The organism is Demequina sp., assembly GCF_016278765.1.
Classification (GTDB): Bacteria; Actinomycetota; Actinomycetes; order Actinomycetales; family Demequinaceae; genus Demequina.
On sequence record NZ_JADQBE010000007.1, the window covers coordinates 35,708 to 62,387 of the forward strand.

The 26,680-nt window shown below is 67.5% G+C and carries 25 protein-coding genes and 1 tRNA gene; 15 read left to right on the forward strand and 11 right to left on the reverse strand.

Annotated features, from left to right (window positions below; translation table 11 throughout):
- Positions 1-44 precede the first annotated feature (44 nt).
- The 9 genes from QZZ29_RS00680 to pgm all read right to left on the reverse strand — a co-directional run bounded on the left by QZZ29_RS00680 (position 45) and on the right by pgm (position 8,659).
- Positions 45-635: a hypothetical protein gene (locus QZZ29_RS00680; RefSeq protein WP_291380595.1), complete on the reverse strand. Its 591-nt coding sequence runs from the start codon at positions 633-635 to the stop codon at positions 45-47.
- 38 nt (positions 636-673) lie between these two features.
- Positions 674-1,822 (reverse strand): aminotransferase class I/II-fold pyridoxal phosphate-dependent enzyme, encoded by a 1,149-nt coding sequence (locus QZZ29_RS00685; protein WP_291380596.1) that lies wholly within the window; start codon positions 1,820-1,822, stop codon positions 674-676.
- A gap of 164 nt (positions 1,823-1,986) precedes the next feature.
- Positions 1,987-2,259 carry a DUF4190 domain-containing protein gene (locus QZZ29_RS00690; RefSeq protein WP_291380597.1) on the reverse strand — a complete coding sequence of 91 codons (273 nt, stop codon included), beginning with the start codon at positions 2,257-2,259 and terminating at the stop codon, positions 1,987-1,989.
- A gap of 133 nt (positions 2,260-2,392) precedes the next feature.
- Positions 2,393-3,289 carry a hypothetical protein gene (locus tag QZZ29_RS00695; RefSeq protein ID WP_291380598.1) on the reverse strand — a complete coding sequence of 299 codons (897 nt, stop codon included), beginning with the start codon at positions 3,287-3,289 and terminating at the stop codon, positions 2,393-2,395.
- A gap of 51 nt (positions 3,290-3,340) precedes the next feature.
- On the reverse strand, positions 3,341-4,627 hold the full coding sequence (locus QZZ29_RS00700) for an MFS transporter (RefSeq protein ID WP_291380599.1): 1,287 nt from the start codon (positions 4,625-4,627) through the stop codon (positions 3,341-3,343).
- A 39-nt stretch (positions 4,628-4,666) separates the two neighbouring features.
- Entirely contained in the window at positions 4,667-5,458 is a 792-nt protein-coding gene (locus QZZ29_RS00705; RefSeq protein WP_291380600.1) for a hypothetical protein, read from the reverse strand.
- The gene (locus tag QZZ29_RS00710; protein WP_291380602.1) at positions 5,455-6,231 is read right to left on the reverse strand and encodes a hypothetical protein; all 777 of its coding nucleotides are present in this window, start codon (positions 6,229-6,231) and stop codon (positions 5,455-5,457) included. The genes QZZ29_RS00705 and QZZ29_RS00710 overlap by 4 nt, the downstream gene beginning before the upstream one ends.
- 32 nt (positions 6,232-6,263) lie before the next feature.
- Complete coding sequence (locus QZZ29_RS00715; RefSeq protein ID WP_291380604.1) at positions 6,264-6,932, reverse strand: hypothetical protein; 669 nt, start codon at positions 6,930-6,932, stop codon at positions 6,264-6,266.
- Between the two features lie 50 nt (positions 6,933-6,982).
- Entirely contained in the window at positions 6,983-8,659 is a 1,677-nt protein-coding gene (pgm, locus tag QZZ29_RS00720; protein WP_291380605.1) for a phosphoglucomutase (alpha-D-glucose-1,6-bisphosphate-dependent), read from the reverse strand.
- Positions 8,660-8,773: 114 nt separating this feature from the next.
- Here pgm and QZZ29_RS00725 point away from each other — a divergent pair, with 114 nt between their 5' ends.
- The gene (locus tag QZZ29_RS00725; RefSeq protein ID WP_291380608.1) at positions 8,774-9,667 is read left to right on the forward strand and encodes a glycosyltransferase; all 894 of its coding nucleotides are present in this window, start codon (positions 8,774-8,776) and stop codon (positions 9,665-9,667) included.
- Positions 9,664-10,596: a prephenate dehydratase gene (gene pheA, locus QZZ29_RS00730; RefSeq protein WP_291380609.1), complete on the forward strand. Its 933-nt coding sequence runs from the start codon at positions 9,664-9,666 to the stop codon at positions 10,594-10,596. Before QZZ29_RS00725 ends, pheA begins: the two co-directional genes overlap by 4 nt.
- A 12-nt stretch (positions 10,597-10,608) precedes the next feature.
- Here pheA and QZZ29_RS00735 read toward each other — a convergent pair whose 3' ends face one another.
- On the reverse strand, positions 10,609-11,757 hold the full coding sequence (locus QZZ29_RS00735) for a diacylglycerol kinase family protein (protein ID WP_291380611.1): 1,149 nt from the start codon (positions 11,755-11,757) through the stop codon (positions 10,609-10,611).
- Between the two features lie 37 nt (positions 11,758-11,794).
- On the opposite strand from QZZ29_RS00735, the gene serS reads away from it, so the two are divergent.
- From serS to QZZ29_RS00750, 3 genes are read left to right on the forward strand one after another with little or no spacing between them, the layout of a single operon-like run.
- Entirely contained in the window at positions 11,795-13,066 is a 1,272-nt protein-coding gene (gene serS / locus QZZ29_RS00740) for a serine--tRNA ligase (protein WP_291380612.1), read from the forward strand.
- Positions 13,067-13,101: 35 nt separating this feature from the next.
- Complete coding sequence (locus QZZ29_RS00745) at positions 13,102-13,956, forward strand: HAD family hydrolase (protein WP_291380613.1); 855 nt, start codon at positions 13,102-13,104, stop codon at positions 13,954-13,956.
- 55 nt (positions 13,957-14,011) lie between these two features.
- Entirely contained in the window at positions 14,012-15,244 is a 1,233-nt protein-coding gene (locus QZZ29_RS00750; protein WP_291380614.1) for an AGE family epimerase/isomerase, read from the forward strand.
- Between the two features lie 8 nt (positions 15,245-15,252).
- Here QZZ29_RS00750 and QZZ29_RS00755 read toward each other — a convergent pair whose 3' ends face one another.
- Positions 15,253-16,215, reverse strand: coding sequence for an NAD(P)H-quinone oxidoreductase (locus tag QZZ29_RS00755; protein ID WP_291380615.1), 963 nt, complete (start codon positions 16,213-16,215; stop codon positions 15,253-15,255).
- Positions 16,216-16,392: 177 nt separating this feature from the next.
- On the opposite strand from QZZ29_RS00755, the gene QZZ29_RS00760 reads away from it, so the two are divergent.
- From QZZ29_RS00760 to QZZ29_RS00805, 10 genes are all read left to right on the forward strand, one after another.
- Positions 16,393-21,012: an ATP-binding protein gene (locus QZZ29_RS00760; protein WP_291380616.1), complete on the forward strand. Its 4,620-nt coding sequence runs from the start codon at positions 16,393-16,395 to the stop codon at positions 21,010-21,012.
- A 49-nt stretch (positions 21,013-21,061) separates the two neighbouring features.
- Positions 21,062-21,499, forward strand: coding sequence for a roadblock/LC7 domain-containing protein (locus QZZ29_RS00765; RefSeq protein ID WP_291380618.1), 438 nt, complete (start codon positions 21,062-21,064; stop codon positions 21,497-21,499).
- An 11-nt stretch (positions 21,500-21,510) separates the two neighbouring features.
- Positions 21,511-21,912 (forward strand): DUF742 domain-containing protein, encoded by a 402-nt coding sequence (locus QZZ29_RS00770; RefSeq protein WP_291380624.1) that lies wholly within the window; start codon positions 21,511-21,513, stop codon positions 21,910-21,912.
- Positions 21,893-22,492: an ATP/GTP-binding protein gene (locus QZZ29_RS00775; RefSeq protein WP_291380626.1), complete on the forward strand. Its 600-nt coding sequence runs from the start codon at positions 21,893-21,895 to the stop codon at positions 22,490-22,492. Before QZZ29_RS00770 ends, QZZ29_RS00775 begins: the two co-directional genes overlap by 20 nt.
- Before the next feature lie 42 nt (positions 22,493-22,534).
- Positions 22,535-22,987, forward strand: coding sequence for a PIN domain-containing protein (locus tag QZZ29_RS00780; protein WP_291380629.1), 453 nt, complete (start codon positions 22,535-22,537; stop codon positions 22,985-22,987).
- Positions 22,978-23,065 (forward strand) — tRNA-Ser (locus QZZ29_RS00785). Before QZZ29_RS00780 ends, QZZ29_RS00785 begins: the two co-directional genes overlap by 10 nt.
- Positions 23,066-23,194: 129 nt before the next feature.
- Positions 23,195-23,710, forward strand: a complete 516-nt coding sequence (locus tag QZZ29_RS00790; protein WP_291380631.1) for a VOC family protein — start codon at positions 23,195-23,197, stop codon at positions 23,708-23,710.
- The gene (locus QZZ29_RS00795; protein WP_291380633.1) at positions 23,707-24,393 is read left to right on the forward strand and encodes a GntR family transcriptional regulator; all 687 of its coding nucleotides are present in this window, start codon (positions 23,707-23,709) and stop codon (positions 24,391-24,393) included. Before QZZ29_RS00790 ends, QZZ29_RS00795 begins: the two co-directional genes overlap by 4 nt.
- Positions 24,394-24,407: 14 nt before the next feature.
- Positions 24,408-25,784, forward strand: coding sequence for an NADP-dependent succinic semialdehyde dehydrogenase (locus tag QZZ29_RS00800; RefSeq protein ID WP_291380635.1), 1,377 nt, complete (start codon positions 24,408-24,410; stop codon positions 25,782-25,784).
- 2 nt (positions 25,785-25,786) lie between these two features.
- The gene (locus QZZ29_RS00805) at positions 25,787-26,662 is read left to right on the forward strand and encodes an NAD(P)-dependent oxidoreductase (RefSeq protein WP_291380637.1); all 876 of its coding nucleotides are present in this window, start codon (positions 25,787-25,789) and stop codon (positions 26,660-26,662) included.
- Positions 26,663-26,680 lie beyond the last annotated feature (18 nt).

Genomic DNA, 26,680 nt, shown 5'->3' on the forward strand with positions numbered 1-26,680 from the left:
TCTTTCTCGTCTGAGGGGCGCGCAGGATGCGCGACAAGGCAGTGTCAGGCGAGGTGAAGAGGGGGTCCGCGCAGTCCCCGCGGGGATCGAGCGATGCTGATGGAGACGGGGGTGCGCCCCGGCTGTGCGGCGAGGCGCGCGGGTGTGGCGAGGCGCGGCGGGGCGATGGTCAGGCGGGCCGCCAGTGATCCGGCTGCGCGGCGCAGCAGCGCCACGAAGACGTCCGCGCGGCGCAGCAACGCGTAGGTGGCGACCGCAGCGGCCGCGTGGGCGGCGAGCATGGACGGCCCCACAGTGGCGTGGGCGGTGTGCACGCTCGCCGAGTCGACCGCGAGGCGCGTGAGCTGATGTGAAGCGTGGGGGCCCGCGCCCAAGGCGACCACGTGCGCGCCAGGGCCCCACGCGAACGCGCCGTGAAACAGTGCCTGTGCGGTCACGACGGCGGTGGCGAGCCGCCACCGCGACATGGGTTTTCCTGCGAGCTGTGTACTCACGGCAAAGGCGAGTACCAGGGGAACCACCACCCCGGGAGTGGCGGGGATCGTGCCGCCCCCGGCGATGTGCATCGCCAACGCGATCCCGGTGGAAAGGCAGGCGACAGCGGCGGCTCGCAGGAGTCGCTCGGACCGACGCATGGGATCAGTGTCCCACGCGGACTCGGCGGGGAGCGCGCCTAGAGCGCCGACGCCATGCGCCTCACGGCCTCCTCGAGGAGGGCGCCGCTGGTGGCGAAGTTGAGGCGCGCGTGACCGGCGCCGCCCGTGCCGAACGTTGGCCCAGAGTTCAGCGCGACCCGACCGCGCTCGAGGAACACCGCGGCTGGATCGTCTCCACGTCCCAGATCCCTGCAGTCGAGCCACGCGAGGTACGTCGCCTCGGGAAGGCGGTACTTGATCGCGGGCAGGTGCTCGGCGAGCAAGGACCCCAGCAGATGCCGGTTGGCGTCGAGGCCCTCGAGAACAGCCTCTAACCAGGGCGCCCCATGGGTATAGGCGGCCGTCTGCGCGATGACGCCGAAGTGGCCCGGCCAGTGGTGTGCGCCGGCGGCATAGGTGCGATGGGCATCGGCCGCTTCAGGACCGAACACCATGAGTGCTCCCGGCAGCGCCGCGAGGTTCCACGCTTTGGAGGCGGAATGAAGGGCGATGCCGCGGCCGTCAACGGAGAGGTAGGGCGTGAACTTTGCTGTCGAATAGACCAGCGGCGCGTGAATCTCATCCGACACCACGGAGGCGCCGTGGGCTGCGGCGATGCTGGCAACCTGTTCGAGTTCGGCGCGGGTGTGCACGGTGCCCCCCGGGTTGTGCGGGTTGCACAGCAGCACCGCGACCCCCTCCGCGGAGTCGCGCCGCGCTTGAGCCAGGGTCGCATCGAGCGTGTCGGGGTCAATCCGCATCTGATCCGTGAGGCGCGCTTCGACGACGGTGAGGCCGGCTTCCCGCAGATACGAAAAGAAGGGCGGGTAGACCGGAGACGTGACCACGACGTGTCCGCCACGGCCAGCGACGAGCAGCAGGGCGTCGGTGTACCCGGGAATCACTCCCGCGACGGGGCGCACGAGGGCGGGATCGAGGCTCGGCCAATGCCAGCGCGCGGCGGCGAACGTCGTGAACGCCTCCACAAAGGGCGTCGAGCCCGGGTAGCCCGTATCGCCCGCGCTGATGGCGCGTTCAAGGGCTTCCGTGATCGGGGGTGCGAGGTTGGCGTCCATCTCCGCGACCCAGAGGGGCAAGACGTCCGGGTCGTAGCGTCGCCACTTGATGCTGGTGCGCTCACGCAGACGCTCGAGGGGGACCTGTTCGAGGGGATTGGGTTCAGTCATGTTGCCCAGTCTGGCACGCGGCCAAGCGACATCAGGGGTGAGTGAGGCCGTCTTCTTGGGGGGCGTCGGAGAAGGCGTAGTCCCGCCAGTTGGAGTACTGCTGCGGCAAATCGACGCTGTCGGAGCGGCGACTCCATTCGATCTCGCGCGCACCGCGGGCGCGGTCAGCCCCGTGACGACAGTGAGGTATACGAGACGCTCGCCGTGGTAAATAAAAGAATCAAGCCCAGGACGGCGAGGATCGCCAGGCCCCCGAAGACCCACCCGATGAGGGCTCCCGCGAGAGCCATGCTGCGGTTGCTCGCTTCGCCTCGCTTGGCAGCGGCCAGGCCCAGGTGGCCAAAGATGATGCCGCCGATCCACGTGACTCCCGTCAGCAGGGTTGCGAGCGACAGGACGAGGGCGGTGACGCCCATCCAGTCCTTCTGGGTGCTCACAGGCGATCCGAAGTGCGCAGGCGGAACCTGCGCTTCCCCGAGCGACGCGGGCGGTGCTCCGTACTGAGGAGCCGTCCCTCGGGTGTTCGCCGAGTCGGTGGGCGGTGTGGTCCAAGGGTCTTGTTCAGTCACGTCACTCGCCTCCTTCGTCAGAATCGTAGTCTGCGCCGCGTGCCAGTGAAAGGAAGGCGGCGGCGGCCCTGGCGGCCGCGCCCCCGTCGACCATCAGGAACAGCGAGGGCTCGGTCAACTCGAGTTCCAGCACCACGGGCCCGTGGTCGGTGGGAAGCAGGTCCACGCGCGCGTACGCGACGCCGTCGCCCCCGGCAACGAGCTCCGGGAGCGACGCCACGATGCGGTCGCCAATCTCGCGCTCGGCCGCCGTCGCGGTGGCGGGCACAATCTTCTCGTCCGCGTACAGGCCGGCACTCCACGCCAGGTCGCGAGACAGGATCGCCGCCTTGCGAGCCGCGTGAGAGAACGTGCCGGCGACATACATCAAGGCGGTTTCACCGTGAGCGTCCACATGCGACAGGTAGGGCTGGATCATGGCGACGTGACCCTGGGCATGCAGGGATCGGACGTGCGCGGCCGCGGCGTCCACGTCGTCGCGGATCAGGGCGGCCCCACGCGAACCCGCGCCCACGGTCGGTTTGACGACCACGTGCCCCGCGAGAGCGTGCTCCGGCGGCTCGTCGCCCGGAGCGACGTACGTGGTCGGCACCACCGGGATCCCCGCTCGCTCGAGGTCGGCGAGGTATCTCTTGTCGGTGTTCCACGTGATCACGCTGAGCGGGTTGACCAAACGCGTCTGACTCGCGACGCGTTCCGCCCACGTGAGGAACCGTTCCAGGTGTTCCGTGTAGTTCCAGGTGGAACGCAGGATGACCAGGTCGAAGTCGGACCACGCCACTGCGTCGTCCTCCCATGCGACCACCTCCCCGCCGGGCAGCAGGGCCGCGAGCAGTTCGTCGTCGGCATCGATTGACGGCAGGTCCCGGGAGGTCACAAGAGCGATGCGGGGGTTCATGAGTGCCACCGTATCCCGGCGCAGCCAGGGGCTCCCGTTCCGCGCGCCCACTTAGACGATCGGGGGGATCGGCGGCTGTTCGCCGAGCGCCACCGCCGGCGGGAGCGTGTCGCCGGGCTCGCTCGTGATGCCCCGGCGGCGATCCGCCGCCTCCGTGTCTCGCCGCACCCAGGGCGAGCCCGCAATCGCGAACACGGCGACCCCCACGGCCGACCAAGCCATCACCTGGAGCCCGGCCTCGTGACCGGCCTGGTCGATCACCCGCCCGCTCAGCCAGCTGCCGAGCGCCACACCCGCTCCCAGGCCGATGCGCAGCCACGCCATGCCCTCGGTGAGTTGGCTTTGCTTCACCACGCGTTGGGCGACCGAGTCCATGCTGGTGATCGACGGCGCGATCGCCAGGCCCGCGACGAAGCCGACGCCCGCATACAGCCACAGGTTCGGCATGGTGGCGAGCGCCACAAACCCCGCGGCGAGCAGGATCGACGTGATTGCGAGCCGCTTCCACAGAGGCGTGCGCCACCGGCGCGCCCCGTACGCGAGTCCGCCCACGAAGGACCCGGAGGAGATCACGCCGATGATGAGGCCGGCCCACTTCTCGTGGCCCACCTCTTTGGCGAAAGCGACTGTCGAGATGTCCAACGCGCCGAATAGTGCGCCGAGCGCGACGGCCACGCCGGCGGCGGCAATGATGGCCGCGGGAACCTGGAATCCCAGGCCGCCCGTGTCGCCCTCTCCGTGCGCGGGGGGCTCGGTCTCCCGTTGAGCCAGCAGCAAGGCGATGCCGCCGACCATGCCGATCGCGGCCAACGCCAGGCCCGAGGCCGGGTGCACGGTGTACGCCATGAACGTGACGACCGCGGGGCCCGCGACAAACAGCACCTCGTCGAACGCGCCCTCCAAGGAGAATGCGGTGTGAATGTCGTCGTCACTCTCGAGAATGTGCGACCACCTCGCCCGCGTGAGCGAACCGAGCGGCCCGGAAAGCGAAGCGATGGCGATTCCGAGCCACAGTAATGGTTCCGGCCCGCGCGTCATCGCGGTGGCGATCAAGATGACGGTGCCGATCACGAACAGGGCGGTCAGCGGGATCATCATCCGCTGTCCCTTGCGGTCCACCCACCGCGCAGTGGGGAGCGTCTGGAGGGCCCACACGATGACGCCTACTGCGACGACCCGGCCCGCGATCTCCCAGCGGTCGTACTGAATCTGGATCATCAACATCACCGAGATGTTGAGGGTCGAAATGGGCAGTCGCGCCAAGAGCCCCGCGAGCGCGAACTGGCGCGCACCGGGCTTCTTGAGGAGGGGGCTATAGGGGCTTGGCACGTAGGCCATGATGTCACCTGGGCGAGACAAGGTGGTCGGTTGAGGGGCCTAGGTGGGGTCGCCCTCGCCGACGTCGCCATGCGGAGTCTCGACCGGCGGCGGCAACGTGTTGTGGGACGTGCGCCGCTTGTCTTGCCAGATCAGCAGGGCGGCGCCGCCGATAATGACGAGCGCTGCCGCGCCGATGCCCACCCATTTCAGGATGGGCCCCCAGGCAATGCCATCGGTCGCCTGGCCGCGGATCACGATCTCGTCCGGCGTCAGGAGGTCCTCGAGGCCCAGCACGACCGTCTTGCCCTCCACCTGCCCGGCCGTCGCGGACTTGACCGGCCCGGGGAAGGTGAAAGTGATGGCGAAGTCGATCGAGTCGGCGATCAGCCCGATCGCGCTGGCACCCTGAACCCCGGACAGGTCCCGGCTGGGGTCGGCGGGGATGGTGACAACGTAGACGTTTCCGTCTCGTGCGACCCTCATGGGGGTCCCCAGGCCCGGAGCCACCTGGTCGATGCCCACCTGGGCCGCCGTCCCGAACTGGTCCAACGTCAGGTCTCTGGCGATGATGTGGATTCCGCGTCGGTTCCCTTCGACGTAGTCCTCGATCGTCACTTTGGAGGGATCGATACCACGTCCGATCGCGTCGGGCGCCGACAACGCTTGGGTCGTCAGCGTGTCCAGATCGATGCCCGCCTGGCTGGCCGCCTCCGGCGTGAGGGCGACGATCAACTCCTGCGTGACCGTGTCGTCGGCCGTGAAGGTGTTGGTGGACTGAAACCTCACGCAGCCGGTCAGCATTGCCGCGACGGTGAGCAACACGGCCGCGCGCGAGAGAGCTGTGATCACTCTTTCTTGTCCTCCGGCTCGGCGGGGGGTGCCGGCGGGTCAACCTCAGGCATGAGCGTGGGAGGGGGAGGCACAGCACCTTCCGCACCGGAGGACATCGCGGCGGGCGCGGCGCCCTTCTGCTTGCGCAGGACGATGACCACCACCGCGGCGATGCCTGCCAGCGCCACAATGATTGCCAGGGCCACGAAGATCAGCCAGAGCGGGAAGGCGCTGTCGGACGTCGCGCCCGCCGTCGCGGAGATCGGCTCGGTCTGGGCGAACAGGTCCCATGTCACGGTCTTGCCTTCGATCGTTCCGTTGGTTTCGCCCCCACTCACCTCGCCAGGGAACGTGATCGACAGTAGTGATTCGGCGCCGGTCGGCACCTGATCTATTTCGTCCGCGTTGGTAGGGGACGATTCGCTGGACACGACGAACTGGTCGCCCACCCGCTCGATGCTGAACAACTCACCGAACGCCGCATTCACCTGGTCGAGGTCCAGGCCGTCGAACGAGTACGACTTGCCGATGTAGTCACCCTCGGCGTAGTCGTCCACCGAGAAGTTTCCAGACTGGCCCTCGAAAGGGCTGTCGGCGAAGAGTTGCGCAAGCGCGTCCTCGTCCGAAGCGGCGCCCATCTGCTCTCCGATGCCTTTCTGGACCGCCATGATGACGGAGCCCGAGGCCTTGTTGTCGGAGTCGAGCGTGATGTCCACGTTGTACCGGAGACACCCGCTCAGGGCGAGTACGGCGACCAGGCTGAGCGCGGCGACCCGTGCGATGCGATTCATGACCTCACCCTCCCACAGTCGGCGTCGCCGGACTAGGGTGCGCGGCGGGCAATCCGGCCGGCACATGCGTACGCGATTCCACCCGCGATCAGCACCGCCGCCGCGAACCATGCAAGGGGCGCAGCACGGTCCGGCTTGGCGATGGCGCTGCCGCGCGCAGACAGTTCTGGAGGAGCGTCCTGCAACTGCCACGTCACCGTCCGGTTGGTGACGCTGCCGTTGTTCTGCGTCACATCCCCAGGAAACGTCACGCGAACGATGAATTGCGCGTCCGCGAGGTGGCTCGAGACGTCGTCCTGAGGCAGTTCGCCTTGCGCTGCCAGACTCACCGCGTTCGACGGTCCGGACACCACGAACTCATCGCCGACGCGCTGAATGCCCCAGTCCCCGTCGCTCGGCGCAAAGGTGTCGAGAGGTGCGTCGGCAAAGGAGACGGTGACTCCTACGTAGCCGTCCTCGCTGTAGTCGCCGTAGGAGACGTCGGCGAGGGTCTTTGCCTTCGCATACTCGCCCCACAGCTCTTGGGCCATGTCCCGGTCGGACATCCCAAAGTTGTCTCCGGTGCCCTTCTCCACCGCCACCACGTACTGACCTGACACCGTGTTGTCGGGGTCAAGGGTGAGGTCGGCGGTGAAGCGCAGGCAACCGCCCAGAGCGAGCGTGGCTACGGCAGCCAGCAACGCGAGTCGCCATCGGTGCATAGGTCGAGGGTGACACGGCCACCCCGCGATGCCCGCAGCGACACGGACTCCTAGCGGTCGAGCGCTTCCGTGACCACGTCACGAGCGGCGGCCTGGACCTCGCCCAGGTGCGACTGAGACACGAACGACTCGGCGTAGATCTTGTAGACGTCCTCGGTGCCCGAGGGACGGGCCGCGAACCAGGCGTCGTCCGTGGTGACCTTGAGCCCGCCGATCTTGGCGCCGTTGCCGGGTGCCGTCGTGAGCTTCGCGCGGATGTCCTGACCCGCAAGCGTCTTCGCCGTCACCTGCTCGGGGCTGAGTTTGCCCAGCGCGGCCTTCTGGTCCTTGGTGGCCGCGGCGTCGACGCGCGCATACCAGGACTCGCCCAGTCTGTGGGTGAGGGAGCGGTGCAAGGCGGACGGCGACGATCCCGCGGTCGCGGTGATCTCCGACGCGAGCAGGCACATGATGAGCCCATCCTTGTCGGTGGTCCACACGCGGCCGTCGCGCCGCAGGAAACTCGCGCCAGCGGATTCCTCACCGCCAAACGCCACCTCACCACTGAGCAGTCCGGGCACGAACCACTTGAAGCCCACGGGCACCTCGACCACGGTGCGGCCGATGTCGGCGCCGACGCGGTCGATGAGGCTCGACGAGACGAGGGTCTTGCCGATCTTGGCGTCGGCGGGCCACTCGGGCCGCGCCCCGCCGTACAGGTAGGCGATCGACGCCGCGAGGTAGTGGTTGGGGTTCATCAGCCCGCCGTCGCGGGTGACGATGCCGTGGCGGTCCGAGTCCGCGTCGTTACCGGTGGCGATGTCGAACGGCGCATCCGACGCCGACATGAGGTCTCGCAACGTGGCCATTGCGTAGGCGGACGAGCAGTCCATGCGAATCTTGCCGTCCCAGTCGAGCGTCATGAAGGACCAGGCCGGGTCGACCTTGGGGTTGACCACGGTGAGGTTGAGCCTAAACTCCTCGCCGATAGCGCCCCAGTAGTCGACTGCGGCGCCACCCAGTGGGTCCGCGCCGATGCGCACGTCGGCTCGTCTGATGGCCTCGAGGTCGATCACTGACGGCAGGTGGGTGAGATAGAGGTCGAGGAAGTCGAATCCCTTGGTGGTGTCGGCGGCCACCGCCTTCGCGTACTGGAAGCGCTGCACCTGACGCCAGTCGCCCGCCAGCAGTGCGTTCGCGCGTTCGGCGATCCAGGCGGTCGCGTCGGTGTCGGCAGGGCCGCCGTGGGGCGGGTTGTACTTGAAGCCGCCGTCGCGCGGGGGGTTGTGTGACGGCGTGATGACGATGCCGTCGGCAAGGCCCGAGCCGGAGGTCCGCAGGCCGGTCTCGGCCACGGCGCCGTTGGCGACCAGGATGGCGAGCGACACCGCGGGCGTCGGCGTGTAACGGTCCCGCGCATCGATCCTCACCTCGACGCCGGCGGCAGCCAGGACCTCCACGGCGGTCTCCTGTGCCGGGCCGGACAGGGCATGCGTGTCCTTCCCGATGAAGAGGGGACCGTCGATGCCCTGATTGCGGCGATACTCGACGATCGCGGCCGTGGTGGCGACGATGTGGGCCTCGTTGAAAGCCGTGTCGAGCGAGGACCCGCGGTGCCCGGACGTGCCAAACACCACCCGCTGGTCGGCGATGCGTGGGTCCGGCACCAGGTCGTAATAGGCGCCCAGGAGGGCGTCGACGTCGATCAGGTCTTCGGGAAGGGCAACTGTGCCTGCGCGCTCATGCATGGGCCAAGTCTTGCACTTTGGACGTGATGGCGCAGGCCCTCGCTGGTCACATTCCTCCCATGCTGGGGTAAAGAGGGGTTCATTTCTCCGTGCGAACGCGGCTAGGCTATGAGCGTGGCGAAACCACGATCCGAGACCCCGAAGGCGCCCGGCGCGGCGCGCAAGCCCAGCGCGCGCTCGGGACGTGTTGCGGCCGCTCGTCGAGCCGCTCAGGCCGCGTCTGTCCCGACGGCGGCGGTGCTGATCGTGGCCCACAACCAGGCGCGGCGCATCGCGGCGACCGTGCGGGCTTCGCGCGCCATACCGGGCGTTGATCTTGTGCTGGTCGTGGACGACGGATCCGCCGACAATACTCAGCACCTGGCTCGCAAAGCCGGGGCAGTCGTGGTGAGGCACTCACATCGGCGCGGTCGGTCCGTGTCCATCGAAACCGGCTCTGCGGTGGTGAGCATGCGCGACGAAGAGGGCAAGCCGCCCCGCGCCGTATTGCTCATGGAACCGGGTCTTGGCAACGCCGCGATTGGCGCGGCACCGCTCGTGGAAGCGGTATTGGAGAGCGTGGCCGACATGGCCATCGGCTTGACGGACGGCGGAAATCGGGCGACCGGGGCGACGGCCGGCTCCGCTCGCAAGGCCATCGCCGCTCTGTCCGGATGGAACCCGATCCAACCTCTCAGCCGCGTGCGGTGCCTCACGCGCGAGGCTCTCGAGGCCGCACTGCCGCTATCTCATGGCGCCGGGCTCGAGACCGGAATGACGCTGGACGTGATTTACGCCGGCCTGACGGTGACGGAGGTCGAGTCCGAGATGCGACACCGCGTCTACAAGAAGACGGCCACACGCCCGCTCGCGCGTGTGAGCCAGTACCGTGACGTCATGATGGCCATCAGCTCGCGTCGCATTCGCTTGTCACTGCTGTCCACCCAGCACGCCGTCGAGGACACGTTCCACATCGCCAGCCGGTCCAGTCAGTCCACCGACCCCACCGCACCGGAGTCAGTTCAGTGAGCGTCCCGCGGTACGCATACCTGGGGCCCGAAGGGACGTTCACCGACGCGGCACTGCGCGCCATGACGGCCGGAGCCGACATCGAACCGATGCCCGTTGTCGACGTCCCCACCGCGCTCGCCGCAGTGCGAGCTGGAGAGGCGGACTTCGCCGTCGTCGCCATAGAGAACACCGTCGAAGGCGGTGTCACCGCCACACTCGACACCTTGGCCGAGGGAGCCTCCCTCGTCATCCTTCAGGAAGTCGTCTTGCCGGTGGCCTTCGAGTTGGTCGCAGCCCGCCCCCTTGCGCTCGAGTCCGTGACGCGCGTCGCGGCGCACTCCCACGGGCTGGCCCAGTGCCGACGATGGCTCGCCTCTCATTTGCCTGAGGTCATCCAGATTCCCTCGACCTCCAACACTGCGGCGGCTGTGGCGCTCGCCGACGGTTCGGCGGACTTTGATGCTGCGCTCGCCCCGCCAGGCACTGCCGCGCGGTTGGGCCTGCACCTTGTGAGCGACGGAGTCGCGGACAACGTCTATGCCGCCACTCGGTTCGTGAAGGTAGGGCGGCCCCAGCCGGCACCCCCCGCCACTGGCGCCGACAAGACCACCCTGGTGGTGCACTTGCCCACCGATCGTTCGGGCGCGCTCTTGGAGATGCTGGAGCAGTTCGCCGCCCGCGGCGTGAATTTGTCTCGCATCGAATCGCGCCCGCGTGGAGACAAGGTGGGTGAGTATTCGTTCTCCGTCGACGCTCTTGCGCACATCGGGGAAGCGCGCATGGCCGAGGCGCTGGTGGGGCTCAGGCGCACGTGCCCGCTCGTCGTCTTCCTTGGCTCGTACCCCGCAGCGCACGGTCAGGTCACTCCGCTAGCCCCGGGCACCGGCGAGGCGGACTTCGCCGCAGCGCACGCGTGGGTGGAGTTGCTGAGACGCGGCGAGGGGTAACGTCCGAGACCGCTACTGCACGCGGCGCCTGACCAAGAGCGCGCCGTGATCGACGGTGGCGGTCACGCTCCGCGCGAGACCCAAGCCCTCCCCGTCGGCCTGCACCTTGTACATATGATCCATGCCAACCACGATCGACTTGCCACGCGCATGATCGATGCGTGACGTGCCGTACGCCTTGAGTACGTCCGGGATGTGTACCCCTGCACCCTGGGCCACCACGTTGCCGAAGAGCGCCGTCCAGCCGACGATGCCCGCGCGCGCGTCCAGTGTCGCCACGTCGAGCCAGCCGTCCTCCGCCGACGCATGGGGAACCAGCATGAGTCCTCCTGGCAGCTTGCCGACGTTCGCGAACAGCACCGTGCGCATCTGCGTCGTGACCTCGGCGGAGCCGTCCACCGACACGGAAGCGGTCATCCTGCGCGAGCCCAAGTGCTTGAGCGCGGCAAAGAAGTAGGCGATCCAGCCGAGTCGCCGCTTGAGGCGTTCGTCGGCGCCAGCCACCATCTCCGCGTCGAGTCCCGCGCCAGCGATCACTAAGAAGATATGACGCTCGTCTTGAGCGCGAGGCCCGCGATCCAGGTCCAGCCAGCCCACGTCGATCCGCGCACTCTCGCCCTCCAGGGCGATGCGTAGCAACGAGGGAGTGTCCCCCAACGGCAGGTCGAGGTTGCGCGCAAAGAGGTTGCCCGTCCCCATCGGGATGATGGCGAGGGGAATCCCGGTACCGGCCAACTCCGCGGCGACCGCACGGACGGTGCCGTCGCCACCGACGGCAACCACCACTTCGGCCCCAGCGTCGAGCGCCGCGCGCGCGGCCTTGTGCCCCGAGTCCTCCGGTGTCGTGTAGAGCCACATCGGCTGCGGCAGGTAGCGGTTGGAACAAGCGCGCAGAGCCTGCTCGCGCACCGCATCGATGCCAGCCTTCGTGGGATTGGCGATGAACGCGATGCGCTCCGTTCCGCGCGTGGTGGGCGCGAACTCCCCTTGAAGCGCGACGGGCAACGCCCTGATCCGCAACACCTTGCGCCAGAACGGCGGAATGGCGATCGGGTCCCTCGTGCCGATGCGGCGAGTGATGGTCACCGCGAGAACCAGACCCGCGATTCCAATCACGAGTGCGGATCCCGCGATGACTACCGCGAGCGCCGCATCTGTCATGGGTCGAGCCTACGTGTCCGCCGATAGACTCGCCATCATGATCGATCTTGCCTTGCTTCGCTCGGACCCCGAACGCGTGCGTGATTCCCAGCGGATGCGCGGCGACAGCATCGAGGTGGTGGACCAGGTCCTGGCCGCCGACGCGCGCCGACGCGCCGCGCTCACCGACTTTGAACAGGCACGCGCCGAGCAGAGGTCGCTGGGCCGCGAGGTCGCCCAGGCGAAGGGCGACCACAAGGAGGCGCTGCTGGCGTGCACCAAGGACCTGGCGCAGCGGGTCAAGTCCTTGCAGGCCGACGCCGACGCCGCCGACGCCGAAGCGCGCGAACTGCTCATGAGCATCGGCAACCTTGCGGAGCCTGGCGTGCCCGCGGGCGGCGCCGACGACTTCGCGGTGCTGCGGCAGCAGGGCACACCCCGCGACTTCGCCGCCGAGGGCGTCCCCGTGCGCGATCACCTGGAGTTGGGTGAGGGTCTGAAGGCGATCGACATGGAGCGTGGCGCGAAGGTGTCCGGAGCCCGCTTCTACTTCCTCACGGGCGTGGGGGCGCAACTCGAGTTGGCGATTCTCAATGCCGCGATGGGGGTCGCGACCGCGCAGGGTTTCTCCCCGATGATCACGCCGACGCTGGTGCGCCCCGACACGATGCGCGGCACGGGTTTCCTTGGCAAGCACTCCGACGAGGTCTACTACCTGGAGAAGGACGATCTGTACCTGACGGGGACGTCCGAGGTGGCGCTCGCCGGCTATCACACGGACGAGATCTTGGATCTGAGCGACGGCCCGTTGCGCTATGCCGGGTGGTCGGCCTGCTATCGCCGGGAGGCCGGTTCGGCGGGGCGGGACACCCGCGGCATCATCCGCGTGCACCAGTTCCACAAGGTCGAGATGTTCTCCTACACACGGCCCGAGGACGCGGCCGACGAGCACGACCGCTTCCTCGCGATCCAGGAGTCGATGTTGCAGGCGTTGGAACTGCCCTACCGCGTGATCGACACGGCGGCCGGAGACCTCGGAACGTCGGCCGCACGCAAGTATGACTGCGAGGCGTGGCTGCCAAGCCAGCAGCGCTGGATGGAACTCACGTCCACGTCGAACTGCACCACGTTCCAAGCGCGCCGGCTCGCGATTCGCGAGCGTGGTGAGGACGGTACCCGGGCGGTCGCGACCGTCAACGGCACCATCGGCACCACGCGGTGGATCGTGGCGCTGCTGGAGAACCACCAACAGGCCGACGGCAGCGTCTACGTCCCCCCGATGCTGCGCCCATACCTGGGCGGCGCGGAGTTGCTGACGCCGGTGGCGTGACCCGACGTGGCGGGCCGCCGTCGTAAAGTCGACCCATGGCCGTTGATCCGGAAGAACTCGACCCGCCGCTCACGGAGAATGACTGGCGGCTCGTCGGCCTCGACATCGACGGCACGCTCATGCACTGGGGCGGCGAGATCACCGATGCGGTGGTCGAGGCGGTCACTCGGGTACGCATGTCCCGCAACCATGTGGTGCTGGCGACCGGTCGCAACATCATGGCAACCATGCCGGTCGCGGAACGGCTGAGCATCCGCCGCGGCTGGGCGGTGTGCTCCAACGGGGCCGTCATCATCCGACTCAATCCGGGATCGCCAGGCGGCTACGACATCGTCAAGATCATCACCTTCAACCCGCGTCAGGCACTCGAGTTGATTCGAGATGAGATGCCGGACGCCTTCTTCGCGGTCGAGGACCTGGGGGTGGGCTTCAGGGTGACCAAGGAGTTCCCCATGGGCGAGCTGGCGGGGCGCCAGCTGAAGGTCTCGTTTGACGAGTTGTGCCACGACGACGTCACCCGGGTGGTGATCAGGGCTCCGGGGGCCGAGGTCGAGCACTTCGATGACATCGTCCACCGCATTGGGCTAAGCGACGTGACGTACGCCGTGGGGTATTCGGCGTGGCTGGACCTCACCCCGCCGGGGGTGTCCAAGGCGTCGGCCCTTGAGACCTTGCGGGAGGAGCTCGGCGTGCATCCCGAGCACACTGTGGCGGTCGGCGACGGCAACAATGACATTGAGATGTTGACGTGGGCGCGCGACTCCTACGCCATGGGCAACGCCCCCGAGAGAGTGGTCGCGGCCGCCCAGGGCTCGATCGGGCCGGTCGATGAAGACGGCGTGCTCGAGGCTCTTGAACCGCTGATTGATCCCTCCCGTCCTTCCATGTAGCCGTCCCGCGCGCCGTGGAGGAGACGGCGCTTGCGACGCCTCGTAGGCTGGAGTCATGAACCTCCTCGAAGATCCCGCGCACCGGGCCTGGCTTGAAGCCGAGGCCGAACGCCTGCTCGCTTTTGGACGGCCCAGCCGTTCCGCCATCGGCGGCTTCGGATGGCTCGACAACCACGGCGTCGTCGATCCCTCCCACCCCATCGAACTGTGGATCAGCGCCCGCATGACGCACAGTTACGCTCTGTCCGTGCTGCGGGGAAACGCGGCCGACGCGGCGCTCGTCGACCACGGAATCACATCGTTGTGGGGCCCCTTGAGGGACGATGCTCACGACGGTTGGTTTGCGAGCATCGGCCCTGATGGACCCATCAATGACGCGAAGGAGGCGTATGGTCACGCCTTCGTGATCTTGGGGGCATCGTCGGCGGTGGCGGCGGGGCGCCCCGAGGCGCCCGCCCTCCTGGAGGAGGCGCTCGACGTCTTCGACGCCCACTTTTGGGACGACGAGCACGGACTTGCCCGCGAGTCATACGAGGCCGACTGGTCGGGCCTTTCCGAGTACCGCGGGGTCAACGCCAACATGCATACGGTGGAGGCGTACCTGGCTGCGGCCGACGTAGCGGTGCGGCCGGATCTGTTGGAGCGTGCGCTGCGGATCACCACCCGGGTGGTGGACGAGTGGGCGAGGAACAACGGGTGGCGCATCCCGGAGCACTTCACGGCGGAGTGGGAGCCACTTCTCGAGTACCACCGCGACGAGCCCGCGCATCCCTTCAGGCCCTTCGGCGCGACCATCGGCCACCTCTTCGAGTGGTCGAGGCTGACGCTTCAACTCGAGGCGTCGCTGTTGCGCGCGGGCCTCGACGCGCCGCGCTGGATGGTGGGCGCCGCCCGAGAGTTGTACGACGCCGCGGTGCGCGACGGCTGGAACGTCGACGGAGCACCCGGCTTCGTCTACACCGTTGACTGGAATGGTGCGCCGGTGGTCCGCGCGCGGATGCACTGGGTGACGGCGGAGGCGATCGGCGCGGCGCTGACTTTGTGGCTTCGCGAGGGCGACGAGGTCACGGCGGCCGACTACGAGTCCTGGTGGGACTACGCCACCGAATACCACCTCGACCGCGACGGGGGATCCTGGTGGCATGAGCTGGCCGCCGACAACACGGTGGGGCACTCGACGTGGGAAGGCAAGCCGGACGTCTACCACGCACTTCAAGCCACCCTCTTCCCACGACTGCCGATCACGCCGTCGCTGGCGAGCGCCATCAAGGCCGGGCTCCTCCAGTAGCGCGAGCCCTATGGAGTCAGCACGAGCTTGCCCGCCACATCGCCGCTGGCGAGCATGTCGTGTGCACGCGCCGCGTCTTCAAGCGGCACCGCAGCGTGCAACCGCGGCGCCACCTGCGAGGGAATCCACGGCCACACCTCGCGGCCCACGGCCGCGACAATGGCGGCGCGCTCCGCGTGGGGACGCGAACGCAGCGTTGTGCCGATCACGCGCAGCCGCCTGGCCATCAGCGCGCCCAGGTCGATCGGCGCCGTCGCCCCGTGCATCAGACCGATGACGACGAGGCGGCCGCCGGTGGCCAGCGCCGCCAGGTTCCTGTCCAGGTAGGCAGCGCCGACGACGTCGAGGATCACATCGGCTCCGCCGACGGCTTGGGCGGCAGCCACGAAGTCCTCGCTGCGATAGTCGACCGCAATGTCGGCGCCAAGGTCGGCGCACCACTGGGTGCGGTCGGGCCCCCCGGCCGTGGCAATCACGCGCAGCCCCATCGCCTTGCCGATCTGGATTGCCAGGGAACCGATCCCGCCGGCGCCGCCATGAATGAGCAGGGTCTCGCCTGGGCGGACGGATGCGGTGTCAAGGTTTGACCAGACGGTGCACGCCGCCTCCATCAACCCGCCGGCAGCGAGCAGGTCGAGGCCTTGCGGCACGGGAAGCGTGAGGTCGACGGGAACCGAGATGGCCTCGGCGTACGCCCCGCCTCCCACGAGCGCGCACACGGGGTCGCCTTCGCGTGGCTCGGTGACCCCTTCGCCCACGTGCATGACGGTGCCCGAGCACTCGAGACCCGGCCACTCGGGCCAGCCGGGAGGCGAGGGGTACGTGCCCTTGCGCTGGAGGAGATCGGCGCGGTTGACACCGGCAGCCGCGATCGAGATCACGACCTCGCCGGGACCGGCGTGGGGTGCGGCGACGTTGCGTACCGCCATCTGCCCGGCGGCCCCCGTCGATTTGACCACAATCGCACGCATCGGCAATTTGCCCCTTTCCCGTCATAACTGCTTCGTTATACCGTCTCATGGTGTGACGCGGCCGGAAGCGGCCTTATGGAAATGCGGCTTGGTGCCGATATCACGGGGGATCACACGCTTCAGCAGTGTGGCTGGCGATCTGCCGGTATGCGGCTGGCGGTCACGAGGGAGAGGTACATGCTCCAAAGGTTGGGAATTCGTGGCAAGTTGCTCGCGGTCGTCGCTGTCCCGACGATCGTTCTTCTTCTTGCCGCCTCCTTTGTGGTGTTCAATGCTGCCGTCGAACAGTCCTCCTCTCGCAATACCGAGCAACTGGTGGAGGTTGTGCACAGCGGCTCACTCCTCGCAGAGGAGGTGCAAGGCGAGCGCGCCGCGGCGACGAACTACCTGCGCGCCGTGAGCGACGGCGTCCGCAAGACCAACGCCGCTCGCACCGAGGTCGACACCGCCGTCGCTCAGATCGATGCCGCAGGCTCGCTGGATCCCGCGAATGCCGCGGCGTCCCGGGCTGTCGTCGACGCGGTGAGCGGCGCAAACGGCAACGATGGCCTCGACACCTTGCGCCAGGTCACCGACGTTCCGCAGGCCGGCACCGACTTCCCTGCGTGGCCGGACGCCGCCACCGCAGCCCTCGCTCACGACGGACTCGAACGCATCGCGAGTGAGGTGGATGCCGCGGTGGGTGAGGCGCCCGCGGGAGACCTCCGCACGCTTATTCAAGACCTCGGCGACCGCATCCGGGCCGAGGCCCAACTGACAGCCGCCTATCTGAACGACTCGAGGGTGTACGCCGATGCGCTCCCAGCCCACTTCTCCGCGGTGGATAGCAGGGGACAGGACTTCCTGGTGTTGGCGGACGGCATCGAGGATCGCCCGGACAACGCCGGCGCGTTCCGCTGGGTCAACGACCTCCGCACGCGCCTGGCCAATATCGACGGACTTCGCGGAGAGATTCGTGCCAGCAGGCTCCTGCCCGGCAACGCGGCATCCGAGTACACCACCATGGTGACGGACTCCCTCGAGTTGACGCGCACCGTAGCCAACTCCGCGTCCGACCGGCTGTTGGCTGCCTACCTGGGCGCGTACGCCGCGATGGACAACCTGTTCGAATCGGTGAGAACCGAGGAGGCGTTCGTCGCGCGCAAAATCCGCGAGGGTCAATGGGCTTTCGGCGAAGTCACGGAGTACCAGGGCCTGTACTTCGCTACCAACAACGCCCTCGCCAGCGCTCAGCTCGCCGTGGACACCCTCTCAGGCGTCCCCCCGGTTCCCTCATTTGGTGTGTCCTACGACGTCACGGAAGCGACGGGTTTCGAGACCATCCGAGACCGCCTGGTGGCCGACAGCTCCGACGCCGTGCTGCTGGAGCAGCGCGGAGGAGATTGGACGGGTCAGGTTGACGAGGAACTTGCCGCCATGGCGCCGATACGTTCGGATATTCTGGCCGGAGCAAAGCAGGAGACGTCCACGGTGGTGCGAAACAGTCTCATTCAGCTACTCGCGACCATCGCCATCTCGGCCGTCGTCTTCGCGCTCACCCTGCTCGTCACCTTCGCCACGGCGCGCCGCATCGTCAATCCGTTGCGTCGCCTGACGACCACGGCTACTGCGGTGCGCCAGGAACTGCCGCGCCTCGTGGAGCGCGTGGCGCTTCCTGGCCAAAGCGTCGACGTCTCGGAGGTACAGATCCCCGTGGAGTCGCAAGACGAGGTGGGGCGCCTGGCCGAGGCGTTCAACTCCGTCAACGCGGCGACCCTGGCGATCGCCGCCGAGCAGGCGGCACTGCGTGGCTCCATCTCCGAGATGTTCGTCAACGTGGCCCGCCGTGACCAGGTTCTCCTCAATCGCCAACTCTCGTCGATTGACGAGATGGAACGCACCGAAGACAACCAGACCACGCTCACCAAATTGTTCGCCCTCGATCACCTGGCCACGCGAATGCGCCGCAACAGTGAGTCGCTGTTGGTGCTTGCGGGCATCGACACTGGACGACGCCTGCGTCGTTCCATGCCGTTGTCGGACGTCATCCGCACAGCGTCGTCCGAGATCGAGAAGTACGACAGGGTCCAGCTGGAACTCGACGCAGACCCGTCGATGCTCGGTCACTCGGCCCTCACCGCGGCACACATGTTCGCTGAACTTCTCGAAAATGCCACCGTCTTCTCGAACCCCGGTTCCCCGGTCGTGGTGCGGACCATGACCGAGGGCGACAACATCTGCGTCGAAGTGGTCGACGACGGCATTGGCATGACCCCGGAGGAGCTCGCGGATGCCAATGCCCGCGTCGCGTCGACGGCGGCCTCGGAGATCCTGGGAGCGCAACGTTTGGGCCTCTTTGTGGTCGGCCGTATTGCTCGCCGCGTGGGCGCTCAGGTGCAGTTGGAGGCCATCGAGGGCGGTGGAATCTGCGCCAGGGTCGTGATGCCACCGTCACTGTTCGACGCGAGCGTCGTCTCCGATCAGGGCCACCAGTCGAGCACCGCCATCGACGACAGCACCCGGGCCCCCGCCGCGCTGGTGCACCACAGCGTGTCGGACTCCGAGGTGCGCGATCCCTCTCCCACTGAGAACCAGCGGCCCGCCTCCTCGCCACACGGTTACCAGCCCTCGGTGATTGAAGAGGGCACCGGTCTCGCCGGCCGCACCGCCGAGTCTCCTGAAGCGCCCGAGACCCCCGAATCCCCCGAGACTCCCGAATCTCCCGAGACTGCGGCGGCCGCCGACGTTCCCGCGGATGCGCCCTTGGCGGGGATCGAGAGTCTTGTCGCGGCCGACGCCGCGTCCGCCCCCGAAGCCGTGCCGGTCGACCTCGACGCGCTCACGGAGGGCGCGACGCAGTCAGGGCTACCCACACGCCGGCGCAAGCGGGCCGCTGTCGAGGCTGAGGCACCGCAGGATACGCGCAGCATCATCGGCTTGCCGATGCGTGCTTCGGACGAGCAGCTGACAGCCCTCCAGAGTGCCGCGACGGCGGGCTTCACGCCGATTCTCGCCGCCGACGAAGTCTCGCCTGAGAGCGCTGAGCAGCGTGCCAGGGTATTCCGTGGCTTCCGCTCGCTCCGCGGTGAGGACGACGACGCGGCGCCCGGACCCGACTCCGCATCGGTCGGCCGCGACGGCAGGCGCAGCATCCCCGCGGTGAATCCGCTTGGTCACACGCCGGAGCCGGCTTCGGTCCCCTCCCTTGAGCCAGACGCCGCGGAAGTCGGCGAGGACCAGGAGGAATCGGGCTCGCCCAATCGGGAGATCCGGCAAGAACCGGCGTCTGCCTTCGCCGTGCAGGCCGCCGATCCCCGGCGCCTCGATTCCCCGGTCGTTCGCCAATCGTCCCTCATCGCCACCGGATTCACGAACGAGGACGCGGATGTGCCGGCGGCCTCCGAGCCTGCCGAAGGTCCCACGCCGTCGATGGCCATTCCGATGCTCGAGGAAGACGAACCCGAACCGTCGCTGTCGAGCCCTTGGGGGCAGCCAGGTGAACCGCCCGGGGCCGGAGTCGAGTCAGTCACGCTGGATGACCACCCGTATCCGCAGTCCCCGGACGCGGAGTCCTTGGACGATCGAGGCGCGTCGGAAGCGCAAGCCGAGCCTGCCTTCGATGCGCCGCTGTACCCGGCACCAGAGCAGGCCGAGGCGCCAGCCGCGCCGAGCCCGTTCGGAGCCTCGGACGGTGACTGGCATGGGGCACCGGAGGATCACAGCCCGCAGTTCGAATCGGGTCCCGTGACGTCGGTGCCGAGCCTCGATGAACTCCTCTCGGACGTTTCGCACCCCGAGGGTGCCGAGGAGCGCGGGGGTTTCTTCGCACGTGTCTTTGGGCGTGGCAGCAAGCACGAGGACCAACCGGAAGAGAATGCCTCTCAGCCACCGGAGCCGGTTGCGTCCGACGCGGGAACCCCGGACTTGCCGGAGCCCGCAGGCGTCCCAGCCAAGGAGCCCCCGGCCGAGGAGCCGTCAAACCTCGAGCCCACGTGGCGGAGTGCGGTTCCCCGGGCGTCTCTCTACGAACACCAGGAGCCGTCCCCGGTCGAGTCCTCTCAGATCGAGCCAGCGCAGATCAAGCCGGCGCAGATCGAGCCAGCGCAGTTTGAGCCGGCGCAGTTTGAGCCACTGAGCAGCAACCTCAGCCCGCCCATCTCGGAAGAGCCTCGGCGGCACGAAGACACGTCCACCTGGATCGGACCGGTGCCCGACGCCGAAGTGAGCGAACCGGAGAGCGCCACCCCGCAAGCACCCCCGGCGCCTGATGAGAGTCCTTCCGAATTCGTTCCGGAAGCGACGGGCGATGAGACTATCGAGGCCGATTGGCCGTTGGCGCCTCGCGCCGCCGCTTCGGACGCGGCGGATTCGGACGCCGTCTTTGTCCCCGGAAGCATCCCGGTGGCGTACTCGCCAGATCAACTGGCGAGCCCGCTCGGCTGGGAGACCGCGGGCGAGAGCGCACTTCAGGCAGCGGCGCCCGAGACGGCCACCGAGTATCGCCCGGTGGTGCAGATCGATTCCGAGCAGCAGTCCGCGGGCTCTGTCGACTACGCATCCGAAGTATTCTCCGAGCTCAGCTCGCTTGCAGCCGAGCGTCCGAAGGTCGAGAAGACCCGAGCGGGCCTCGTGAAGCGCACCCCCGTGGAGCGCGAAACTGAGCCTGAGTCGAGCGCGGACGTTGCGGCTCCGGAAGTTCCGCGAGACGCTGAGGCGGTGCGTAGCCGCTTCTCGAGTTTCTATTCTGGAACCCAACGCGCTCGTGAAGACGTGAAGAATTTCAACGACAGTACTCAGGGTTCTCTGACGGAACCATGAACACCACGAAGTGTCTCCCACCTCGGGGCCACAGAAACAAGGAGGACCAGTGACCGCGCTCAGTACTGAGGCCACCAACTTTGGGTGGTTGCTGGACAACTTTGTCCAGACCGTGCCAGGGACGCGCCACACGCTTGTTGTCAGTGCCGACGGCTTGCTGATGGCGATGTCCAAGAACCTCGACCGTACGGGGGGCGACACCCTTGCGGCGGTGGTCTCCGGAATGTCCTCGTTGACGCGGGGCGCGGCACGCCAGCTCAAGGCTGGAGAGGTGCGCCAGTCGATCATCGAGATGGACGAACTGTTCCTCTTCTTGATGAGTGTCAATAACGGCGCTGTGCTTGCCGTCGCCGCTGACTCCACCTGCGACGTCGGCTTGGTCGGGTACGAGATGACACTCCTGGTGTCGCGCACCGAGAACGCCTTGACTCCGCAGCTCATCACTGAGATGCGCCAGAACCTGCCCACTGACGGGGCTACCCGCTAAGGACACATGCGATGACGGAAGCGATAGAGCCGTACGGAGGTGCGGGGGAGGAGGCCTCCACGGTGCGGCCCTACGCCGTGACCGGGGGGCGGGTCAGTGCCGCCAACTCGCACCTGCCGATGGAGGCACTCGTCGAGGCTCCTTCCGCCATCCGGAATCTTCGGGGTCTGACCCCGGAAAAGAAGAAGATCCTGCAGCTCGCTGCGGGCCAATATCAGTCCGTTGCAGAGCTCTCGGCTCACACCCGACTTCCGTTGGGTGTGGTCCGGGTGCTTGTCACGGACCTTGCTGAAGAAAAATACCTGACTATTCATACCGCAGGGACAGCTGATGATGCGGCGACGCACGACGCCAATGGCGGCCTGTCCTTAAGTCTTCTGGAGAGTGTTCTTGATGGCATCGCAGCCCTCTAACGCCGCCGTTGCGTCTAGTAATGCGGCGCAGGCCCCCACGGTGGTCAAGATCGTGATCGCGGGTGGTTTTGCCGTCGGCAAGACCACCTTCATCGGTTCGATCTCCGACATCGATCCGCTCAATACTGAGGCGGCTATGACGGAGAAGTCGATCGGCGTCGACGACGCTGGCGGCGTCACCGACCGCAAGACGACGACGACGGTCGCGATGGACTTCGGCCGCATTGCGCTGCCGGGTTCACTGTGGCTCTACCTGTTTGGCACGCCCGGTCAGGACCGCTTCCTGTTCATGTGGGACGACTTGGTGCGCGGTGCCATCGGCGCGGTGGTGCTCGTGGACACCGAGCGCCTTGACCAGTGCTTCCCGGCCGTGGACTACTTCGAGGGCAAGGGCATCCCGTTCGTGGTGTGTGTCAACTGCTTCGACGGCGTCGCCCGACACAAACTCGAGGACGTGCGTGAGGCCCTGGGCGTGCCCCCGGAGGTGCCGATGATGTACACGGATGCTCGCGAGCGTGCGGCTACCAAGCAGGCACTCATCGCGGTCGTTCAACTCGCGATGAAGCGCCTGAAGGCCTAGTCGCGGCCCCACGAGTGATCACGCCCCGATACGCTTGAGGGCGTGATCTACGTCGACGGTTCCGCGCTGATTCGGTTTCTGCCGGGTGTGCGCTTCTACGAGGAGTGGAACAGTTGGGCCGTGCCCAAGCTGGGTGAGTTGGCGACCACACAGTTGGGTCTCACCGAATTGCGCCAGGCAGCAGAGTTGTTTCCGCGGGAGACCAAGGCCCGCGCCTTCGAGATCGTCGAGCGGGTCAAGGCCAGGGTGCCCGTCATCCGGTTCTCTGACGAGAACGTGAACGTGTCGACGCACGCGGCGACGGTGTTGAAGCCGTTTGCCGCATTGCATCTGGGGGCCGCCGTGACGCACCCGGCGGTCGACACCATCGCCACCTACGACATGGAGTTGGCGCGGGTCGCTGAGCTGTACTCATTGAGCGTCGTGACGCCGGGCATGCCCGCGGGCTGGCACAATGGCTCCGCGTCGCCCGTTGCGGGCGCCAAGGAGAGTTGACCGAGCGGCCGAAGGTGACAGTCTTGAAAACTGTTGAGGCGTAACCCGCCTCCGCGGGTTCGAATCCCGCACTCTCCGCACAGGAAGCCCACGGCGCATCGTCCGCAATGTGCCGTGATTGGTGACAATGTCATCCCTTGTGCGTCGAGCGAGTGGATTCTGCGTCACTTGTGAGCCAGAATGTATCCAATGGATGAAGGAGTCTCTGTGGCACACGGAATTCCCGGCATGCGGGGCATGGATCACATCGGCATCACCGTGCCGGATCTCGACGAGGCCGAACGCTTCTTGGTCGACATCCTCGGCGCCCAGCACATCTACACTCTCGGCGCCAAGCGCGCCGATGACGACTGGATGGCGGTGACCCTGGGCGTGCATCCACGCACCACCATTCGGGAGATCCGGTTCTACCGGCTGGGCAATGGCAGCAACATCGAGACCTTCCTCTACGACTCGGCCGACGGCCAGGCCCCGCAGCCACGCAACAGCGACATCGGCGGCCACCACCTCGCGATCTACGTGGACGACATGGATGCGGCGATTGCCCACCTGCGCGCCCACGACGTCGAGGTCATGGGCTCGCCTGTCGCGAGCGCGGGTCCCGCCGGGGGACAGCGCTGGCAGTATTTCCGCAGCCCGTGGGGCATGCAGTTCGAGCTGGTGAGTTTTCCGGACGGCAAGGCGTACGAGGTGGACGCGGATGTGAAACTGTGGCATCCGTGAACTCTGAGCCGGTACCGATCCGTGAGCCGGCCCGGCACGGCGCCGCCGGTTCACGCATCGCGGACGAGCTGCGGCAGTCGATTCTCGCTGGAGGGTACGAGCCCGGCGCGCGCATCCGGCAGGAGGATCTCGCCGACCGGCACGGCGCAAGCCGGCTGCCGGTGCGAGAGGCGCTCCGCGTGTTGGAAAGCGAGGGACTCGTCACGGTCGTCGCCAACACCGGCGCGTGGGTGTCCCGCCTGAGCCTCGCCGAATGCGAGGAGATGTACCAGATTCGCGAGCGCGTCGAACCGCTGCTGCTGCGATTCAACGCGCCGCTGCTGAGCGACGAGTTCATCGACGAACTCGAGGAGCTCGCGACCCGGATCGAGCACTCCACTGATGTCGAAGATTTCATTGCGCTCGATCGCCAGTTTCACCTCTCGATGTACGGCGCCGCCGAAACGAGCCTGCTCGGCGACATCGTGCTACGCCTGTGGAACCGCACGCATCACTACCGCCGCGCCTACACCCGAGTGTTCAGCAGGGACAACGACCACAGCGTGCACCATGAGCACCACCTGCTGGTTTCCGCGATCCGTCGCCGCGACGTCGACGAGGCGGAGCGCGTGCTCGCTGGCCACATCCGCCGCACCCGACTGGAGTTGGCGCGGCATCCCGAGATCTTCTTCCACACCCCCTAGGACACAGGAGCATCATGGCAATCGCGACGATCAACCCGACGACCGGCGAGACCATCGCCGCCTTCGAACCGCACGACGCCGCCGAGGTCGAGCGTCGGATCGCCGAGGCACAGGCGGCCTACGTGGCGCTGAGGGCCACGACCTTCGCGCAGCGGGCGGAATGGATGCTACGCGCCGCCGCCCTGCTCGAAGAGGAGGCCGAGGCGACCGCTCACATGCTGACGGTCGAAATGGGCAAGCCGATAGCTCAGGCGCGGGCTGAAGTGCTCAAGTGCGCGAAGAACATGCGCTACTACGCGCAGCATGCCGAGACCTTCCTCGCCGACGAGATTCTGGATGACCCCGCCGCCGTCACGGCGTCGCACGCGTCCGCCCGCTACGAGCCACTGGGAGTGGTTCTCGCCGTGATGCCGTGGAACTACCCGCTGTGGCAGGTCATCCGATTCGCTGCCCCGGCTCTCATGGCAGGCAACACGGGACTGCTCAAGCACGCCTCGAATGTTCCGCAGGCGGCGCTCTACCTCGACACCCTGTTCGATCGCGCCGGATTCCCGGCAGGGTCGTTCCGCACCCTGCTCATCGGTGCGCGTGAGGTTGCCTCCGTGCTCGAGGACCGGCGGGTGAAGGCCGTCACGCTGACCGGGTCGGAGCCCGCGGGCCGTTCCGTCGCTGCCACCGCCGGAAGCCAGATCAAGAAGGCCGTGCTGGAGCTCGGCGGGTCCGACCCGTTTATCGTCATGCCGTCGGCTGACATCGACGCGGCTTCGACGACGGCCGTGAAGGCCCGTGTGGCCAACAACGGGCAGTCCTGCATTGCGGCGAAACGCTTCATCGTGCACGCGGAGGTGTACGACACCTTCGCTCAGATGTTCGCCGCGAAGATGGCGGCGTTGACGGTAGGTGACCCTCGTGACGAGTCGACCGACGTGGGGCCGCTCGCGACAGAAGGCGGGCGCAATGAGCTGGCGGAGCTTGTCGACGACGCCGTTTCCCAAGGCGCCACGATTCTCACGGGCGGCGCGACCCCGGACCGTCGGGGCTGGTTCTACACGCCCACGCTCCTTGCGGATCTGACCGACGACATGCGCCTGGTGATGGAGGAGGCCTTCGGCCCTGTCGCAACGCTGTACAAGGTCGCCGACCGCGAGGAGGCCGTGAGGATCGCCAACCAGACCACCTTCGGGCTGTCGAGCTCAGTGTGGACGGCCGACGCCGACGAGGAGGCCTGGTTTGTCCGAGCGCTCGACGCCGGCGCGGTCTTCGTCAACGGGATGACGGTGTCGTACCCGGAGCTGCCCTTCGGAGGCATCAAGGATTCCGGCTACGGCCGCGAGCTGGCCGCCGCGGGCATCCGGGAGTTCTGCAACTTGAAGACCGTATGGAAGGCGTGACCATGTCTCAACTCGGATTCCTCGGGCTCGGCGCGATGGGCTCAGGCATCGCCGGCCGCCTTGTCGGCGCCGGCCATGACGTCGCGGTCTGGAACCGGTCCCCACAAGCCGCGGAACCGCTCGTCGCTGCGGGCGCCAGGCGTGCCAATTCCGCGCGCGAGGCCCTCGCGCGCCCCGTCAGCTTCTCGATGCTCGCGAGTGACGCGGCGGCCGATGCCACCTTGTCGACGGAGAACCTTGCGGGCGAGGCCGGTCGCGTCCACGTGAATATGGCCACCGTCAGCGGCGGCCTCGCCTCGCGTCTCGCGGAGCGCGCGCGGGACGCGGGAGTGACGTACGTTGCCGCTCCCGTGTTGGGACGGCCGCCCGTGGCGGCGGCGGGCAAGCTCAACATTCTCGCGGCAGGCCCGGCGGATGTTGTCGCAAGCCTCGAACCCTATTTTTCCGTGCTCGGCGTGCGCACCTGGAACATGGGCGTCGACCCGGCATCGGCGAACGTCGTGAAGATCGCCGTGAACTACGACATCATTCATGCCCTCGAGGCGATCGGTGAGTCCGTCGCACTCGTAGAGCGCTACGGAGTGGATGCCAGAGACTTTGTTGAGCTACTCGGCGGCACCCTCTTCGGCGGCGTCGTCTACCAGGGCTACGGAAAGATCATCGCCGAGCGCGGCTACCACCCCCCGGGCTTCACGGTTGAACTCGGACTGAAGGATCTCTCCCTCGCGGAGGAAGCTGCGGCCGAGGCGGGACTTCCCCTGCTCACATCCCCCGTGCTGCGAGACGTGTTCGAGCGAGCGATTGCAGACCCGGACCTCGCGGGCGCCGACTGGTCGGCAATCGCGGAGATTTCGAGGGGCGGCGGCCGCACGGGCTAGGACGCCCTCCGAGATCTC